We start from the raw sequence: 15,365 nt of genomic DNA on the forward strand, positions 1-15,365 counted from the left end.
ACTCTAACGGATGATTTCAAGCTCTTCTATCGGAATCTGTAAACTTTCTAGCTGGGGTTTTAACGATTTCGCATCGCCCACCACGATGATTTGATACTGGCTGGGATCAAACCACTTCGCCGCGAGTGCGTTTAACGTCTCCTTGCTGACCGTTGCCACAATCTGATTTCGTTGCTGTAAATAGTCTTCATCCAATCCGAACGCCAATATACTGCCTAGCAGTTGCGCTTTTTGCGCCGGAGTTTCGTAGTTGAGTGCATCTTGTTGACCGACGGCAAGACGCAAAAATTTCATCTCCTCATCGCTCATTCCCTGCTGGGCAAACTGTTCAAGCTCGTTACGCATCTCCACTAGTGCTGGCTGTGTGGCGTCTGCTCTAACTTGAGCGGAAAAGACCAAGGCACCCACTTCGCGGTTGGAGGCCAAATAGCCACTGGCACCATAGGTATAGCCTTTATCTTCCCTTAGGTTTTGATTCAGGCGGCTATTGAAATTGCCAGCCAAGTTAAAGTTGGCCAGTTGCGTAAGATAAACCTCTCCGGTTGCGTCAAATGGTAAGCCTTGTCGCACCATACGAATAATCGCTTGTGGCGCTCCCGGCTTATCTACTAGGTAGAGCTTTTTCTGGGCAAGGGGCTCAACCGACTGAGGTCGCAGCAATGGCGCCGCCTCGCCTTGCCACTCTTTCAAAAACGCGAGCTGTTTGACGATCTGTCTGCGGCTAATGTCCCCCACAACCACCACTTGCGCACCTTGCGGCGTGTAGTGCTGCTGATAAAACGCCTTCACATCGTCTAGGCTAATCGCCTCGACCGAGGCTTGGGTGCCATCGCTCGAACGTTCATAGACACTGCCAGAAAACAGAACTTGTCGCGTGGCTTGTGACGCCAGCCAAGTCGGTTTCTGATGTTGGTACACCAGCCCTTCTAATGTCTGCTTTTTAATCCGCTCGAAGTCGTCAGCATCAAAAGCAGGCTTGAACAGCACTTCTTCGACAATCGCCAACGTTGGCGTGAGGTTTTTCTCCAAGGTGGAGATCGACAGTGAGGTGGTGTAATTGCCCGCACTCACCGAAAGCGTACTGCCCAACGCATCCAGTTTGGCTTGCAACTCTTCAACACTCGACTCAGTGGTGCCCTCTTCGAGTAACGACGCCGTTAAGTTAGCCAGCCCCTCTTTACCTTGCGGGACATATCGCTCCCCGGCCGGGAAACTTATCTCAAGCTGAACCGTCGGCGTTTCTGAGCTCACGGTACCAATCAGCTCAGCGCCATTGTCAAAATAGACGCGGTACAGCTCAGGCATCGTTGCTTCGACACCCTTGGCGACCTCTGGCATCACCGAGCGGTCAAAATCATCCTCTGCACGTCGATACGCCAGCTGGCTCTCATCCACTTTTTGGTATTCCGGCAACTGACGTTCAGGGGTGACAAACGTCGCCGGCGCGGCTGCAAGCTCTGTTTTCCCTCGCGGCACAACACTTAATGTCACTTTGTGTTGGTCTTTGATAAAACGCTGATACGCAGCTTGCACGGACTCTGGCGTCACGTTACGGATCTGCTCTAGCTGAGTCTGCATTCTATCTGGTTGACCAAAGAAGGTTTGATTGGATGCCAACTGCGAGACTTTACCGCGCACACTTTGCAAGGCAAAGACGGCGTCAGCTTCCGCCATACCGGTAATCTGGTCAAGGCGCGCTTGAGTGGCCCCTGTTTGCTCGAACTCCTCAAGGGTGTCCATCAGCGCTTGGTAGAGCGGCGTCAACTGCCCTTTGTCACCGGATGGTCCCATGGCATAAACGTAGAAGCTACAGGCAAGTTCAGCGCAATCTTGGAAGGCGCCCGCATCCACAGCCATCTCTGTTTTGACCAAGTTTTGATAGAGCAAGCTATTGGCGCCACTGCCCAAAATATTCGCCAATGCATTAAGCGAGGCCTGATTTTGCTCGCCGTTGTAAGTGGTTGGCCATCCCACCAACACCATAGGTTGAGAAATGCGATCCTCTAGCGTGACATAGCGATCTTCATTGAGCTGAGCCGGCTGTTTCGGCGCTTTCTCTACCTCTGGTCCTGCCGGAATTGAAGCAAAATACTGGTGAACCCATTCAAGCGTTTGATCCACGTCGATATCGCCACCGATCGTCAGCACGGCATTATTCGGTCCATACCAGCGTAAAAAGAAAGCTTTAAGATCGTTGACATCCACACGGTCTAAATCCTCGACATAACCGATCGTTTGCCACGAATAGGGATGGCCTTCTGGGTACATGGCTTCCGCCATCTTTTCCCACATCAAGCCATACGGGCGATTATCGAAATTCTGCGCTCGCTCGTTTTTCACCGTATCACGTTGGACTTCAAACTTACGTTGTGAGACCGCATCAAGCAAAAATCCCATACGATCGGACTCAAGCCACAACATTTTTTCTAGCTGATTTGAAGGGACAGTTTCAAAGTAGTTGGTTCGGTCACGGTTGGTCGTACCGTTTAACGTACCGCCCGCTTCAGTGATAATTTTAAAGTGTTGCTGATCGCCAACATGTTCGCTGCCTTGGAACATCATGTGTTCAAAAAAGTGGGCAAAGCCGGATTTACCGACTTCTTCCCGTGCAGAGCCTACATGGTAAGTGACGTCCACATGGACAAGAGGATCTGAATCATCCGGAGAGAGGATGACCGTCAACCCGTTGTCGAGGCGATATTTGGCATAAGGGATCATCGCAACGCCAGGCTGAGGCTTTACCTCTTCGATTAGAGAAACGCCCGGTGGGAGAGAAGAAAACAGCGATACTGAAGGAATCGTGCTGCTCGCGCAGCCATACAAAGCAAGGAGAGAAAGGGCACCAAGCCAGAGTTTTCTCATGACATCTCCTAGAAAAGTCCAAAATAAAGCGCAGCTAACGCGCTGTAACGTAATGCCTTACCCAGCAAAATAAGCCAGCAACATGGCCAAAACCGCATTCTCAACCATCCAGCGGCTAAACAGAGAGGATCGCCAATAATCGGCAGCCAACTGAGCAGCAATGACCAATAGCCGTACTTTTGCAGCCAAGCTACGGCTTTATGACCGTGTTTTTCATCTTGAGTTCGATTTGGTAACCAGAGCCCGAGCCAATAATTGGTGAGCCCGCCCAAGGTGTTACCTAGGCTGGCAACGACGATCACCATCATAGTGGAGAATTGATTGAGACTGAGGGTGGCAACGAGCCCCGCCTCGGAGCCACCCGGCAGCAAAGTCGCACTGAGAAACCCTGTGATGAAGAGTACCCACAGAGCCGAATCAGAAAACCACAATGCGACCGACTGAAATGCGTGATTAAACGCGTCTAACATTGCATATCAAGCAAGACTTTCCCGCGCGTTCTGCCCGTCTCGATTTGTCGATGTGCATCAGCGACATTATCCATTGGGTAGACGTGCTGGATTTCAGTTTTAAGTAAGCCAACGCTGACCATATAGACGAGGGCATCTAACTGTTCAGGATTTGGGTCGACCAGCATCCCGGTCGCGTCAAAACCCAGCATCTTGGCTTTTTCGCAAATCATCTCAGCACTGATGGTCGGGACCGTCACGACGGTCGCGCCATCTTTTAGGCATTTTAGCGCATCTAATGCGGCGTCCCCGCCCACTAGGTCAATCAAGACATCTACGTCTTCAACGCGCTCAGAGACCGGGGCAAACTGATAGTTGACCGCATGTGCGCCCAATGTCGCCAGGTAATCCAAATTGGCTTCCGAACAGGTGGTAAACACTTCCGCTTTCGCCGCGAGCGCCACTTGGACAGCGATGTGCCCCACCCCGCCAGCCCCCGCAAGAATAAGCACGCGTTGCCCTTCTTTGACGCCGGCTTTATCCAGCGCCTGAACAGCGGTTTGCCCAGCCAAAGGCAGAGCGGCAGCCGCCTCCAACGTGATGGCATCAGGCACTAAGGTTAGTAGCGTCTCTGGTACGGCGACATACTGGCTGTAGCCTCCACCTTGCAAAGGAAAGCCAATAAATCCCGCCACTTTATCGCCAACAGCAAAACGCTGCGCGTCATCGCCCGCTGTGATGATCTCTCCCGCGATATCGTAGCCGGGCACCCAGGGGAGGTTGTCTTTGTTTTGCGCGGCAGCCCAACCGAGCCCTGCACGGGTTTTTACGTCGATAGGGTTAACCCCAGCGAATGCCACTTTAACCAACACTTCGCCGGCTTGAGGCTGAGGCACCGCTGAAGATTGAATCGCTAAGACATCCGGTTCGCCAAATTTCGTGATTACGATTTGTTTGTTTTCCATGTGTACTTTCCCTATCGATAAAAAAAGGGATGCGAAAGCATCCCTTTGAATATATACCAATTCTTAGTGAGAAGTTAACCGAACTGTCGCAATTTCGCCTTGCGTCACTCCCTCGACCTACTGAACCAGTGCCAGCAATATACCGGCGGCCACGGCCGAACCGAGCACGCCGGCCACGTTCGGGCCCATCGCATGCATCAGCAAGAAGTTTTGTGGGTTTGCTTGCAAGCCGACTTTATTCACCACGCGCGCAGCCATAGGTACCGCCGATACACCAGCAGCACCAATCAATGGGTTGATGTCCTCTTTTGACAGCTTATTGAGTAGCTTCGCCATCAAGACACCGCCTGCGGTACCGATACTGAAGGCAACCGCACCCAGCGCTAAGATCCCCAATGTTTCGATGTTAAGAAACTCTTGTGCTTGAAGCTTGGAGCCGACACCCAGCCCAAGGAAAATGGTCACTATATTGATCAATTCATTTTGCGCCGTTTTCGATAAACGCTCCACCACACCAGCTTCACGCATCAAGTTACCTAGACAGAACATACCCACCAACGGCGTCGCCGCTGGCAGGAAGAGGATCGTCATCAACAAAACCGCTAATGGGAAGAGGATCTTCTCTGCTTTACCCACATGACGCAGTTGCGCCATTTGGATCTTGCGCTCCTCAGGCGTAGTCAGCGCTTTCATAATCGGTGGCTGAATGATCGGCACTAACGCCATGTAGCTGTAGGCTGCCACGGCAATCGCGCCGAGCAGATCGGGCGACAATTTGCTGGCAAGGAAAATCGCCGTTGGGCCATCTGCACCACCAATAATGGCGATCGAGGCCGCATCAGGCATACTAAATTCCATACCCGGCACATAGTTAAGCAAGATCGCACCAAACAAGGTGGCGAAGATACCAAACTGCGCCGCAGCACCTAGCCACAAGGTTTTAGGGTTCGCGATCAAAGCGCCGAAATCCGTCATCGCGCCCACACCCATAAAGATCAACAGCGGGAAAATACCCGATTCGATCCCCACGTAGTAGACGTAATAGAGCAAACCGCCCTCTTCGGTAAAACCCGCATTCGGAATATTCGCTAAGATCGCACCAAAGCCGATCGGCAGCAGCAGCAATGGCTCAAAACCTTTGCGGATAGCCAAAAACAGCAGCACACAGCCGACCAAGATCATGCAAATCTGGCCAAATTCGAAGTGAGCGATCCCTGTCTCTGACCACAGAGTCATTAAACCTTCCATGTTACTCCCTTACGCCAAGCTTAATAACGGGGCGCCTACCGTCACGGCATCACCTTCTTTGACATGCAGATCTTGGACGATGCCAGCACGCGCCGCGCGGACTTCAGTTTCCATCTTCATGGCTTCTAAGATGAGTAGGACATCACCTTCTGCCACTTCAGCGCCGCTTTGTACGTTTACTTTGAAAATGTTACCCGCCAGTGGTGCTGGTACTGTTTCGGCATTGCTTTCTGCCGCAGGTGCAGGAGCCGAGGACACCGATTTCGCTGGTGTGACGGAGCTGAGCTGACCTTGAGGGCCCACCTCAACATCGTACACTTGGCCATCGACCTTAACGCTGTAGGTTTCAATTCCGCCTTGTGCGGCAACGCTAGGGGCTGCAACGACAGGCTCTTCTTTACCCGGCGCAGGCTCAAACGCATCTGGATTACGACGGTTTTTAAGGAACTTCAGCCCCACTTGTGGGAAGAGTGCGTACGTCAACACGTCATCAACGGTGTCTTGCGCCAACGCGATACCTTCCGCCTTCGCTTTTGTCAGCAGATCGTCAGTGAGGGTGTCCATCTCATCAACCAAAAGATCCGCAGGCCGGCAAGTGATCGCTTCCGCGCCATCCAGCACTTTCGCTTGAAGTTCTGCATTAAGCTCTGCGGGCGCTGCGCCATACTCGCCTTTGAGTATGCCTGCGGTTTCTTTGGTAATGCTCTTGTAACGCTCGCCAGTAAGCACGTTGATCACCGCTTGGGTACCAACGATCTGTGAGGTTGGGGTGACGAGAGGAATGTAGCCAAGATCTTGACGAACACGTGGGATCTCTTCCAGCACTTCATCAAGACGATCCGCGGCGCCCTGCTCTTTAAGCTGGCTCTCCATGTTGGTCAACATGCCGCCAGGTACTTGAGCAATCAAGATACGAGAATCGACGCCTTTCAACTGACCTTCAAATTTCGCGTACTTCTTACGAACCTCGCGGAAATACGCCGCAATAGGTTCAAGCTGATCCAACTTGAGGTTTGTGTCGCGCTCTGTCCCTTCTAGCATTGCCACCACAGTTTCTGTTGGCGTATGGCCATAGGTACAGCTCATCGAGGAGATCGCCGTATCGAGAATATCCACGCCCGCCTCTACCGCTTTCACTGCCGTGGCCGTAGATAGGCCAGTCGTCGCGTGACAATGGAGAGCCAATGGAATGTCCGTTGAGGCTTTAATACGCGTGATCAGCTCTTCGGCTTCGTAAGGCTTAAGCAAGCCAGACATATCTTTAATACAGAGAGAATGACAGCCCAAGTCTTCTAAGCGCTTGGCCAGATCCACCCAAGTATCGGCGTTGTGCACAGGACTGGTGGTGTAAGAGAGCGTACCTTGAGCGTGCGCACCCACATCGACGGTCGCTTTGACCGCTTTCTCGAAGTTTCTCACATCGTTCATGGCGTCGAAAATACGGAACACATCCATACCATTGGCATGGGCACGCTCGACGAATTTCTCCACCACATCATCCGCGTAGTGGCGATAGCCCAATAAATTTTGTCCACGCAGTAACATCTGCATCGGCGTGTTTGGCATCGCTTGTTTCAATGCGCGAAGACGCTCCCAAGGATCCTCTCCTAAGAAACGGATACAGGCATCAAAGGTGGCACCGCCCCATGTTTCTAAAGACCAATATCCGACTTTATCGAGCTCAGCTGCGATAGGTAACATATCTTCAAGGCGCATACGGGTCGCAAACAGCGATTGATGGGCGTCACGAAGTACCACGTCGGTTAACGCTAGTGGTTTAGACATGCTCATTAACTCCTTTTAATCCAGTCCAATACTAATTTGCCGTCTTGGTGCGATATTGATGCACCGCAGCGGAGATCGCCGCTACAACAGTCGGGCTCACCGTAGAAGAGCTGGGTTGAACTTTATTATTTTTAAGTGGGGTGGCGATCGGCTCTGGCACCTCTTCGGGGACCAGTTTCGACATCAGCCGAACGAGATAGACAAGAATAGTGAGGAACAGAAACACAACCGTCATCCCTGTTAACATCAGGGCGGCCGCGTCTACTAGCAGGCTTCCAACATTTTCCATTTTTGCATCCTTTCTTTGTCATCCTGACAAGGAGATAGGCCTCAATGTGGACGTCATTATCCTAAGGGTCGAATAAAAAGTCCTGATGGCCTAATAAAACCAGCGCAAAGCTGGCCCATCATTGTTCAGGATAAACCGTTTAATCCCGACAAGAGGTTTAGGATTATCTCGATTGGCTAAACTTTGTCAATTTTGATTCCTGCACTCTTGAGGATAATGCACATTTCTAAGGACGAACACGTCTTACAAATCACATAAATCTGCAATTTCACCGTATCCGAGCACAAATAACTGCTGATTTTATGACGTTATTGCAAATTTGGAGCAATTACTGGGATAGACTTAATGTTTCACGAAAAACTTCATAAAAAACATCAGGTTGTAAATGGAAGGTTGGAATAATATTACGAAGATGTTAAAAAGCCCCGCTATCGCTAGCGGGGCTTATAATATGGCGCGCTCGGAAGGATTCGAACCTTCGACCGCCTGGTTCGTAGCCAGGTACTCTATCCAGCTGAGCTACGAGCGCGCAATCTTCTCATTACGAGAAATTTGTGACTATTGGGGCACCAATAGTGGTCGGGCTATTGCCCTAAAGAGTGGCGCGTCCTGGAGGATTCGAACCTCCGACCGCCTGGTTCGTAGCCAGGTACTCTATCCAGCTGAGCTAAGGACGCGTCGGTTTCACTGACTTTGGCCTATTCGCCATCATCAATCAAACGTTATAGTGGCGCGCTCGGAAGGATTCGAACCTTCGACCGCCTGGTTCGTAGCCAGGTACTCTATCCAGCTGAGCTACGAGCGCGCAATCTTCTCATTACGAGAAATTTGTGACTATTGGGACACCAATAGTGGTCGGGCTATGCCCTAAAGAGTGGCGCGTCCTGGAGGATTCGAACCTCCGACCGCCTGGTTCGTAGCCAGGTACTCTATCCAGCTGAGCTAAGGACGCGTCGGTTTTACTGATTTTGGTCTATTGCCATCATCAATCAAACGTAATAGTGGCGCGCTCGGAAGGATTCGAACCTTCGACCGCCTGGTTCGTAGCCAGGTACTCTATCCAGCTGAGCTACGAGCGCGCAATATTCTCATTACGAGAAGGTTGTGAAGTATATCACACAAATTTTCGTCTAAAACAAAAAAATTGACCATAGGCCAATTAATGGCGGTGAGGGAGGGATTCGAACCCTCGATACGGCTACAAACCGTATACTCCCTTAGCAGGGGAGCGCCTTCAGCCTCTCGGCCACCTCACCGTTTTATTCCCTGGTAAGGAAATATGGCGCGCTCGGAAGGATTCGAACCTTCGACCGCCTGGTTCGTAGCCAGGTACTCTATCCAGCTGAGCTACGAGCGCGCAATGTTTTCCGCTGTTCTTCCAAAGAACGCTTTAAACGAATGCTCTAACGAGCAGTGCAAGAATGGCGGTGAGGGAGGGATTCGAACCCTCGATACGGCTACAAACCGTATACTCCCTTAGCAGGGGAGCGCCTTCAGCCTCTCGGCCACCTCACCGTCTTGCGGAGGCACATATTACGATTTACCAAAAATATGTCAAACACTTTCTTGGCAAAAACGTCATTTTATACTTCAACCGTTGGGTATTTAATCAAAGCGATGTTAATTCGCTCTTTTCATTCACTTTGTCACAATTGGCGATACAAAAAAGGCTGACAATCGTCAGCCTTTTCACAGGTTAGTAGTTACCTGGTGCAACGTTACCGTTGCCTTTTTCCGCTTGAATTCGCATGTAGATTTCTTCGCGGTGAACGGATACTTCTTTCGGAGCATTGACGCCGATACGTACCTGGTTACCTTTTACACCCAGTACGGTTACTGTTACTTCGTCACCGATCATTAGAGTTTCGCCCACTCGGCGAGTTAAAATTAGCATTCTGTGCTCCTTGAGTAATCTCTGATTTATCTTGCTACTGGGTTATTATCCAACAAAAGGGTTATTTACGTAAACTCTATTGTTGTGACTAATCAACCCCAAAAGGCATGTTTTTCTAAGCAGTCGATCGCCTTTGCAGAAGTGATGTAATGCTCATGCAGTACATTAGCCGCTTTATCAACAGACTCAGGTTCAACCACCAAAGTTAACGATTGCGGGTTAATCGATACATGAATCACGTCAATGGCAACTTCTGACAATAACGCACACGACTGTTCTACCAATCCTTCGACATGCAAACCTACTGCGGTGAGTAAGCTAACAGACCCACTATTGCGGATTTTGTCTTTGAAAACCAGTTCCAGTTTAGAGTATGCGTCCTCTTTTAACACCACGTCGACCCATTCTGCATACTCGATCACATTCCAGAGATGAATACCTAACATTAAACACTGTTTCTTCAGGCTCTCAAGTGACTCTTTTTCAATGCTGATCAGACGCATATCTCGCTGCAGCGCAATACCACAAACCGCATCTTGGCACTCTTCCCCTTTGACTAAGCTGCCAGGGTTAGTGTCAAAGGTGGATAACACACGCAAAGGCACATTGTGTTGCCATGCGTACTGTACAGAGGGCAAGTGCAATACCTTCGCCCCTTTACGTGCCATCTCTTCCATGGATGGGAAGTCGATCACTTCTAGCTTTTTCGCGTTGGCCACAACACGAGGGTCACAGGTATATATGCCATCCACATCGGTAAAGATTTGGCACTCATCGGCTTGCAAAGCGCCCGCTAGAGTCACTGCGCTGGTGTCCGAACCGCCGCGTCCCAGTGTGGTGATGTCCCCTTTTTCATTGATCCCCTGAAAACCAGCCACGACCACAATATGGTCTTCCGCCAGCAGTTCATCGATAAGTTGGGTATCAATCTGTTTAATCGTCGCATCATTGTGAACATTATCCGTCACAATGCCTGCTTGTGCTCCGGTAAGTGAACGGGCCGGATAGCCAAGTTTATTGAGCATCATCGCCAATAAAGCCATCGATACTTGTTCACCAGCAGAGAGCAAAACATCAAGTTCTCTCGCCGTCGGTACGCTGTCTACCTGCTTCGCCAAATCCATCAATCGATTGGTTTCACCAGACATCGCAGACACCACGACAACCACTTGATTACCATCATTTTTCGCGTTAATGATGTGTTTGGCTACCGTATGAATTCTCTCAATAGAACCCACTGAGGTTCCGCCAAACTTTTGCACGATAAGGGGCTTTTTCACCAGTCTTCACCTTCCCAAGACTATGTCTCATTAGGACTGCATTCAATGCGTTGAATATTATTTGCAGTAGTTAAAACAAAAACCAAGCGGCTTATAGGCTTGATTCATCAGGCCCAATTAAACCACTTGGCTTACAAAAATAAATTACGCCCAATCAAACTAATGATTGAGCGTGATAATTACTCTTGCGATTTTAGAGGCGCTCTTCCAGCCACCCTTGAACGGATTCAAGCGCTTTCGGTAGTGCCGACACATCCGTACCACCAGCTTGAGCCATATCAGGGCGACCACCGCCTTTACCACCGACTTGTTGCGCGACCATGTTGACCAACTCACCCGCTTTTACTTTGCCGATGAGATCTTTGGTCACGCCTGCGATAAGGCCGACTTTGTCATCGTTGATGTTCGCCAGCATGATGATGCCGCTGCCCATCTGATTTTTGACATCGTCTACCATAACGCGCAGATTTTTGTTGTCCGCACCTTCTAGTGCTGCAATCAGGACTTTAGTACCGGCAATATCCTGTACTTTACCCATGATGTTGGCACTCTCGGCTGCAGCCATCTTATCTTTGAGCTTCTGGATCTCTTTTTCCAAAGATTTGGCTTTCTGCGCAGATTCCGCCAGCTTCTCTTCGTACTTCGCCGCTTGAGCTTCAATCGCATCTAACGCTGCTTCACCTGTTACCGCTTCAATACGACGGATACCCGCTGCTATACCACTTTCTGACGTGATCTTAAAGAGACCAATATCACCCGTATTAGCCGCGTGGATACCACCACACAATTCGGTCGAAAAATCACCCATCGATAGTACACGCACTTCATCATCGTATTTTTCGCCGAACAGAGCCATTGCCCCTTTCTTCTTCGCCGACTCGATGTCCATAATGTTAGTTTCAATCGTATGGTTGCGACGAACCTGAGCATTAACTAAGCGCTCCACCTCTTTCAGTTCAGCCGCGGTTACCGCTTCTAAGTGAGAGAAGTCAAAACGAAGGTTCTCAGGTTTAACCAGTGAACCTTTTTGCGTGACGTGCTCACCAAGGACTTGGCGCAGCGCTGCGTGAAGTAAGTGCGTGGCTGAGTGGTTGAGAGAGATAGCCGCACGACGCTCAGCGTCAACCAGCGCTTCAACTTGTTCGCCTTTTGCCAGTACACCTTCAGCCAAAACGCCGTGGTGCGCAATCGCATTACCCAACTTCTGAGTATCTTCGACTTTGAATAGGCCTGATTCTGTTTTCAGAACACCCGCATCGCCACATTGACCACCAGATTCTGCATAGAAAGGCGTTTCACCCAGGATGATGATCGCTTTGTCACCTGCCGATAGAGATTCTGCCACTTCACCTTCAACGAAGATTTCAGCCACATGACTCTTACCTTGAGTGCCGGTGTAACCGCAAAATTCGGTTTCCGCTTCCGTTTTAATGGTTGCGTTGTAATCCGTATCGAATTGGCCGGCTTCACGTGCACGCTGACGCTGCTCTTCCATCGCTTTTTCGAAACCCGCTTCGTCGATGGTGAAATCACGCTCACGAGCCACGTCGTTAGTTAAGTCAGCCGGGAAGCCGTATGTGTCATAAAGCTTAAATACGGTCTCGCCATCAAGCTCTTTACCTTCAAGTGCATCCAGCGCTTCATTGAGGATAACCATGCCACGCTCGAGTGTACGGCCAAAGTTTTCTTCCTCAATGCGAAGTACTTTCTCAACAACCGCTTGTTGCTTCTTAAGTTCGTCAGCGGCGCTGCCCATCACTTCAGCCAAAACACCGACAAGCTTGTAGAAGAAGACGCCTTTGGCACCTAGTTTATTACCGTGACGCACAGCACGACGAATAATACGACGCAAAACGTAACCACGGCCTTCGTTTGAAGGCATCACGCCATCTGCGATTAGGAATGAACAAGAGCGAATGTGGTCAGCAATCACGCGTAGCGATTGGTTTGAAAGGTCTTCGCAACCGACCACTTCTGCCGCCGCTTTGATGAGCTTTTGGAATACATCGATTTCGTAGTTTGAATGAACGCCCTGCATGATGGCAGAAATACGCTCAATACCCATGCCCGTATCAACAGCTGGCTTAGGTAGTGGCTCCATCGTACCGTCAGCATGACGGTTGAACTGCATGAATACGTTGTTCCAGATCTCGATGAAACGGTCGCCATCTTCTTCAGGCGTACCCGGACGGCCACCCCAAATGTGCTCACCGTGATCGTAGAAGATTTCGGTACAAGGACCGCATGGACCCGTATCACCCATGGTCCAGAAGTTGTCTGACTCGTATTGCTTACCGCCCTCTTTGTCACCAATGCGTACGATACGATCGGCGGGAACACCTACTTTTTTGTTCCAGATTTCAAATGCTTCGTCATCGGTCTCGTAGACAGTGACTAAAAGACGATCTTTTGGCAATTGCAATGTTTCGGTCAGAAACTCCCAAGCGAACGCAATGGCATCTTCTTTGAAGTAATCACCAAAACTGAAGTTACCGAGCATTTCGAAGAAGGTGTGGTGACGAGCCGTGAAGCCGACGTTCTCTAGGTCATTGTGTTTACCACCCGCACGTACACAACGCTGAGCCGTAGTTGCTCGCGTGTAGGCACGTTTTTCTGCGCCCAAGAAGCAATCTTTGAATTGGTTCATGCCTGCGTTAGTAAATAGCAGGGTTGGGTCGTTATGCGGTACTAACGATGAACTTTCTACGATTTGGTGTCCTTTGCTTTCAAAGAACTTGAGGAACGCGTTACGAACCTCATCAGTGCTCATGTACATGCAGCTCTTCCTGAAAATAGTCGAGTTAGAATTTTGCCGTATTGTAGATCATGCAGTCAGCTACGACTAGTTTTCTTGAAAAAATGCCGCCGTTGACGGTACTTCATGCTTAGATTGATGAAAGCGTGTTGAATTAAGAGTCACAATGGTCGTTTAAGGCGTAACTGATTTGTTCAAAGCTGTATCCACGATACTGTAGGAAACGCACTTGTTTAGCGTACGCTTTTTGATCTTGTGCTTTGATGCCTTTGAATTTTTTCTCTGCCGCAAGCTTGGCAAGCTCAAACCAGTCTTGAGGTTCTTCCTCAAGGGCTTGATTGACTGTCGACTCAGCCACTCTTTTTTGTTGCAGCTCTTGGCGAACTCGACGCTCACCATGGCCTTTGTAAACCTGTTGGCGAACCTGGCTCTTGGCATAACGCAGGTCATCGAGATAGCGGTGCTCTAGGCAAAAATTCACCGCCTCTTGAATGTCGGCGTCCTCATAGCCTTTGAGGCTTAACTTCTGTTGCAGCTCATACACGCCGTGATCTCGGCGGCTAAGCAATTGCATCGCAGCTTCTTTACTGGACAGTGTCGGAGGTTGACGTTGATACATAATCGCACAGTGATCCATGACAAGTGAGAGGATGATTCAGTGACCCTCGAATTCAGTAACTCTCGAGAAGGTACCGCCTACTTTTCATATCGAGAATGTAGCGAACATTGAGAGTACAAGAAACGACAAAGCCCCGCATAAGCAGGGCTTTGATGAATGACGCTAAAAGCTTATAGCTCTTCTTGCTCTGGCGCTTGGCCAAATTCTGGCTCTTCAGCTGGGATTTCAGCCGGAGAAAGCAGAAGGTCACGCAGCTTTTTATCCAGTGTTTTCGCCGCTTCAGGATTCTCACGCAGGAACTTACACGCGTTCGCTTTACCCTGACCGATCTTGTCACCGTTGTAGCTGTACCATGCACCGGCTTTTTCTACCATCTTGTGTTTCACGCCAAGGTCAATAAGCTCGCCTTCACGGTTGAAACCTTGACCGTACATAATTTGCGTTTCAGCTTGCTTAAACGGCGCAGCAATCTTGTTCTTAACCACTTTGATGCGCGTCTCGTTACCGACCACTTCATCGCCTTCTTTGATAGAACCCGTACGACGGATATCAAGACGGACAGAAGCGTAGAATTTTAGTGCGTTACCACCCGTGGTGGTTTCAGGGTTACCAAACATCACACCGATCTTCATACGAATTTGGTTGATGAAGATACACATACAGTTAGATTGCTTAAGGTTACCCGTCAACTTACGCATTGCTTGTGAAAGCATACGCGCTTGAAGACCCATGTGGCTGTCGCCCATTTCGCCTTCGATTTCAGCCTTTGGTGTCAAGGCAGCAACGGAGTCAATAACCATCACGTCAATCGCACCAGAACGTGCGAGCGCGTCACAAATTTCAAGCGCTTGCTCGCCTGTGTCTGGCTGAGACACTAATAACGCATCGATATCCACACCCAGTTTTTTCGCGTAGACAGGGTCAAGCGCGTGCTCAGCATCGATAAAGGCACACGTTTTACCTTCACGTTGCGCAGCGGCAATCAGTTCAAGCGTTAAGGTTGTTTTACCTGATGATTCAGGGCCATAAATCTCAACAATACGACCCATTGGTAGGCCACCGGCACCCAGTGCAATATCAAGAGAAAGAGAACCAGTAGAAATCGTTTCCACATCCATTGCGCGGTTGTCACCAAGGCGCATGATTGAACCTTTGCCGAATTGCTTTTCAATCTGGCCTAGCGCAGCGGCGAGCGCTTTCTGTTTGTTATCGTCCATTA

11 protein-coding genes and 8 tRNA genes are annotated in these 15,365 nt (G+C 49.9%); all 19 read right to left on the reverse strand.

Translation table 11 applies throughout. The features are described 5' to 3' along the window. Positions 1–3 precede the first annotated feature (3 nt). Positions 4–2,862, reverse strand: coding sequence for a M16 family metallopeptidase (locus AC6R03_RS00065; RefSeq protein WP_500631233.1), 2,859 nt, complete (start codon positions 2,860–2,862; stop codon positions 4–6). 8 nt (positions 2,863–2,870) lie between these two features. Continuing rightward, entirely contained in the window at positions 2,871–3,332 is a 462-nt protein-coding gene (locus tag AC6R03_RS00070; protein WP_334555098.1) for a YqaA family protein, read from the reverse strand. Next, a complete protein-coding gene (locus tag AC6R03_RS00075; protein ID WP_500631232.1) occupies positions 3,326–4,276 on the reverse strand; it encodes an NADP-dependent oxidoreductase in 951 nt (316 codons plus the stop codon). The genes AC6R03_RS00070 and AC6R03_RS00075 overlap by 7 nt, the downstream gene beginning before the upstream one ends. A 117-nt stretch (positions 4,277–4,393) precedes the next feature. Then, positions 4,394–5,524: a sodium ion-translocating decarboxylase subunit beta gene (locus AC6R03_RS00080; RefSeq protein WP_500631231.1), complete on the reverse strand. Its 1,131-nt coding sequence runs from the start codon at positions 5,522–5,524 to the stop codon at positions 4,394–4,396. A 9-nt stretch (positions 5,525–5,533) separates the two neighbouring features. After that, positions 5,534–7,309, reverse strand: coding sequence for a sodium-extruding oxaloacetate decarboxylase subunit alpha (oadA, locus tag AC6R03_RS00085; RefSeq protein WP_334555095.1), 1,776 nt, complete (start codon positions 7,307–7,309; stop codon positions 5,534–5,536). Positions 7,310–7,340: 31 nt separating this feature from the next. Further along, entirely contained in the window at positions 7,341–7,598 is a 258-nt protein-coding gene (locus AC6R03_RS00090; protein WP_334555094.1) for an oxaloacetate decarboxylase subunit gamma, read from the reverse strand. Between the two features lie 452 nt (positions 7,599–8,050). After that, positions 8,051–8,127: transfer RNA gene (locus AC6R03_RS00095), tRNA-Arg, on the reverse strand. A 71-nt stretch (positions 8,128–8,198) separates the two neighbouring features. Next, a tRNA-Arg gene (locus tag AC6R03_RS00100) sits at positions 8,199–8,275 on the reverse strand. A gap of 51 nt (positions 8,276–8,326) precedes the next feature. After that, a tRNA-Arg gene (locus AC6R03_RS00105) sits at positions 8,327–8,403 on the reverse strand. Between the two features lie 70 nt (positions 8,404–8,473). Beyond that, a tRNA-Arg gene (locus tag AC6R03_RS00110) sits at positions 8,474–8,550 on the reverse strand. 50 nt (positions 8,551–8,600) lie between these two features. Next, positions 8,601–8,677, reverse strand: a tRNA-Arg gene (locus tag AC6R03_RS00115). Positions 8,678–8,761: 84 nt separating this feature from the next. After that, a tRNA-Ser gene (locus tag AC6R03_RS00120) sits at positions 8,762–8,854 on the reverse strand. Between the two features lie 24 nt (positions 8,855–8,878). Then, positions 8,879–8,955, reverse strand: a tRNA-Arg gene (locus tag AC6R03_RS00125). Between the two features lie 65 nt (positions 8,956–9,020). Then, a tRNA-Ser gene (locus AC6R03_RS00130) sits at positions 9,021–9,113 on the reverse strand. A gap of 181 nt (positions 9,114–9,294) precedes the next feature. Then, positions 9,295–9,492, reverse strand: a complete 198-nt coding sequence (gene csrA / locus AC6R03_RS00135) for a carbon storage regulator CsrA (RefSeq protein WP_009847619.1) — start codon at positions 9,490–9,492, stop codon at positions 9,295–9,297. A gap of 92 nt (positions 9,493–9,584) precedes the next feature. Next, positions 9,585–10,772 (reverse strand): aspartate kinase, encoded by a 1,188-nt coding sequence (locus tag AC6R03_RS00140; RefSeq protein ID WP_500631230.1) that lies wholly within the window; start codon positions 10,770–10,772, stop codon positions 9,585–9,587. A 193-nt stretch (positions 10,773–10,965) separates the two neighbouring features. Then, a complete protein-coding gene (alaS, locus tag AC6R03_RS00145) occupies positions 10,966–13,548 on the reverse strand; it encodes an alanine--tRNA ligase (RefSeq protein WP_500631229.1) in 2,583 nt (860 codons plus the stop codon). A gap of 133 nt (positions 13,549–13,681) precedes the next feature. Next, positions 13,682–14,146: a recombination regulator RecX gene (gene recX, locus AC6R03_RS00150; RefSeq protein ID WP_500631228.1), complete on the reverse strand. Its 465-nt coding sequence runs from the start codon at positions 14,144–14,146 to the stop codon at positions 13,682–13,684. A gap of 170 nt (positions 14,147–14,316) precedes the next feature. Beyond that, the gene (gene recA, locus AC6R03_RS00155; RefSeq protein ID WP_334568429.1) at positions 14,317–15,363 is read right to left on the reverse strand and encodes a recombinase RecA; all 1,047 of its coding nucleotides are present in this window, start codon (positions 15,361–15,363) and stop codon (positions 14,317–14,319) included. Positions 15,364–15,365 lie beyond the last annotated feature (2 nt).

Source organism: Vibrio sp. R10-SG-ISO4 (assembly GCF_059834135.1).

What these genes read in the sequence shown, in the direction of transcription:
- AC6R03_RS00065 (WP_500631233.1), bottom strand. Translation starts at nt 2,862, where the DNA reads ATGAGAAAACTCTGGCTTGGTGCCCTTTCTCTCCTTGCTTTGTATGGC.
- AC6R03_RS00070 (WP_334555098.1), bottom strand. Translation starts at nt 3,332, where the DNA reads ATGTTAGACGCGTTTAATCACGCATTTCAGTCGGTCGCATTGTGGTTT.
- AC6R03_RS00075 (WP_500631232.1), bottom strand. Translation starts at nt 4,276, where the DNA reads ATGGAAAACAAACAAATCGTAATCACGAAATTTGGCGAACCGGATGTC.
- AC6R03_RS00080 (WP_500631231.1), bottom strand. Translation starts at nt 5,524, where the DNA reads ATGGAAGGTTTAATGACTCTGTGGTCAGAGACAGGGATCGCTCACTTC.
- oadA (WP_334555095.1), bottom strand. Translation starts at nt 7,309, where the DNA reads ATGTCTAAACCACTAGCGTTAACCGACGTGGTACTTCGTGACGCCCAT.
- AC6R03_RS00090 (WP_334555094.1), bottom strand. Translation starts at nt 7,598, where the DNA reads ATGGAAAATGTTGGAAGCCTGCTAGTAGACGCGGCCGCCCTGATGTTA.
- csrA (WP_009847619.1), bottom strand. Translation starts at nt 9,492, where the DNA reads ATGCTAATTTTAACTCGCCGAGTGGGCGAAACTCTAATGATCGGTGAC.
- alaS (WP_500631229.1), bottom strand. Translation starts at nt 13,548, where the DNA reads ATGTACATGAGCACTGATGAGGTTCGTAACGCGTTCCTCAAGTTCTTT.
- recX (WP_500631228.1), bottom strand. Translation starts at nt 14,146, where the DNA reads ATGTATCAACGTCAACCTCCGACACTGTCCAGTAAAGAAGCTGCGATG.
- recA (WP_334568429.1), bottom strand. Translation starts at nt 15,363, where the DNA reads ATGGACGATAACAAACAGAAAGCGCTCGCCGCTGCGCTAGGCCAGATT.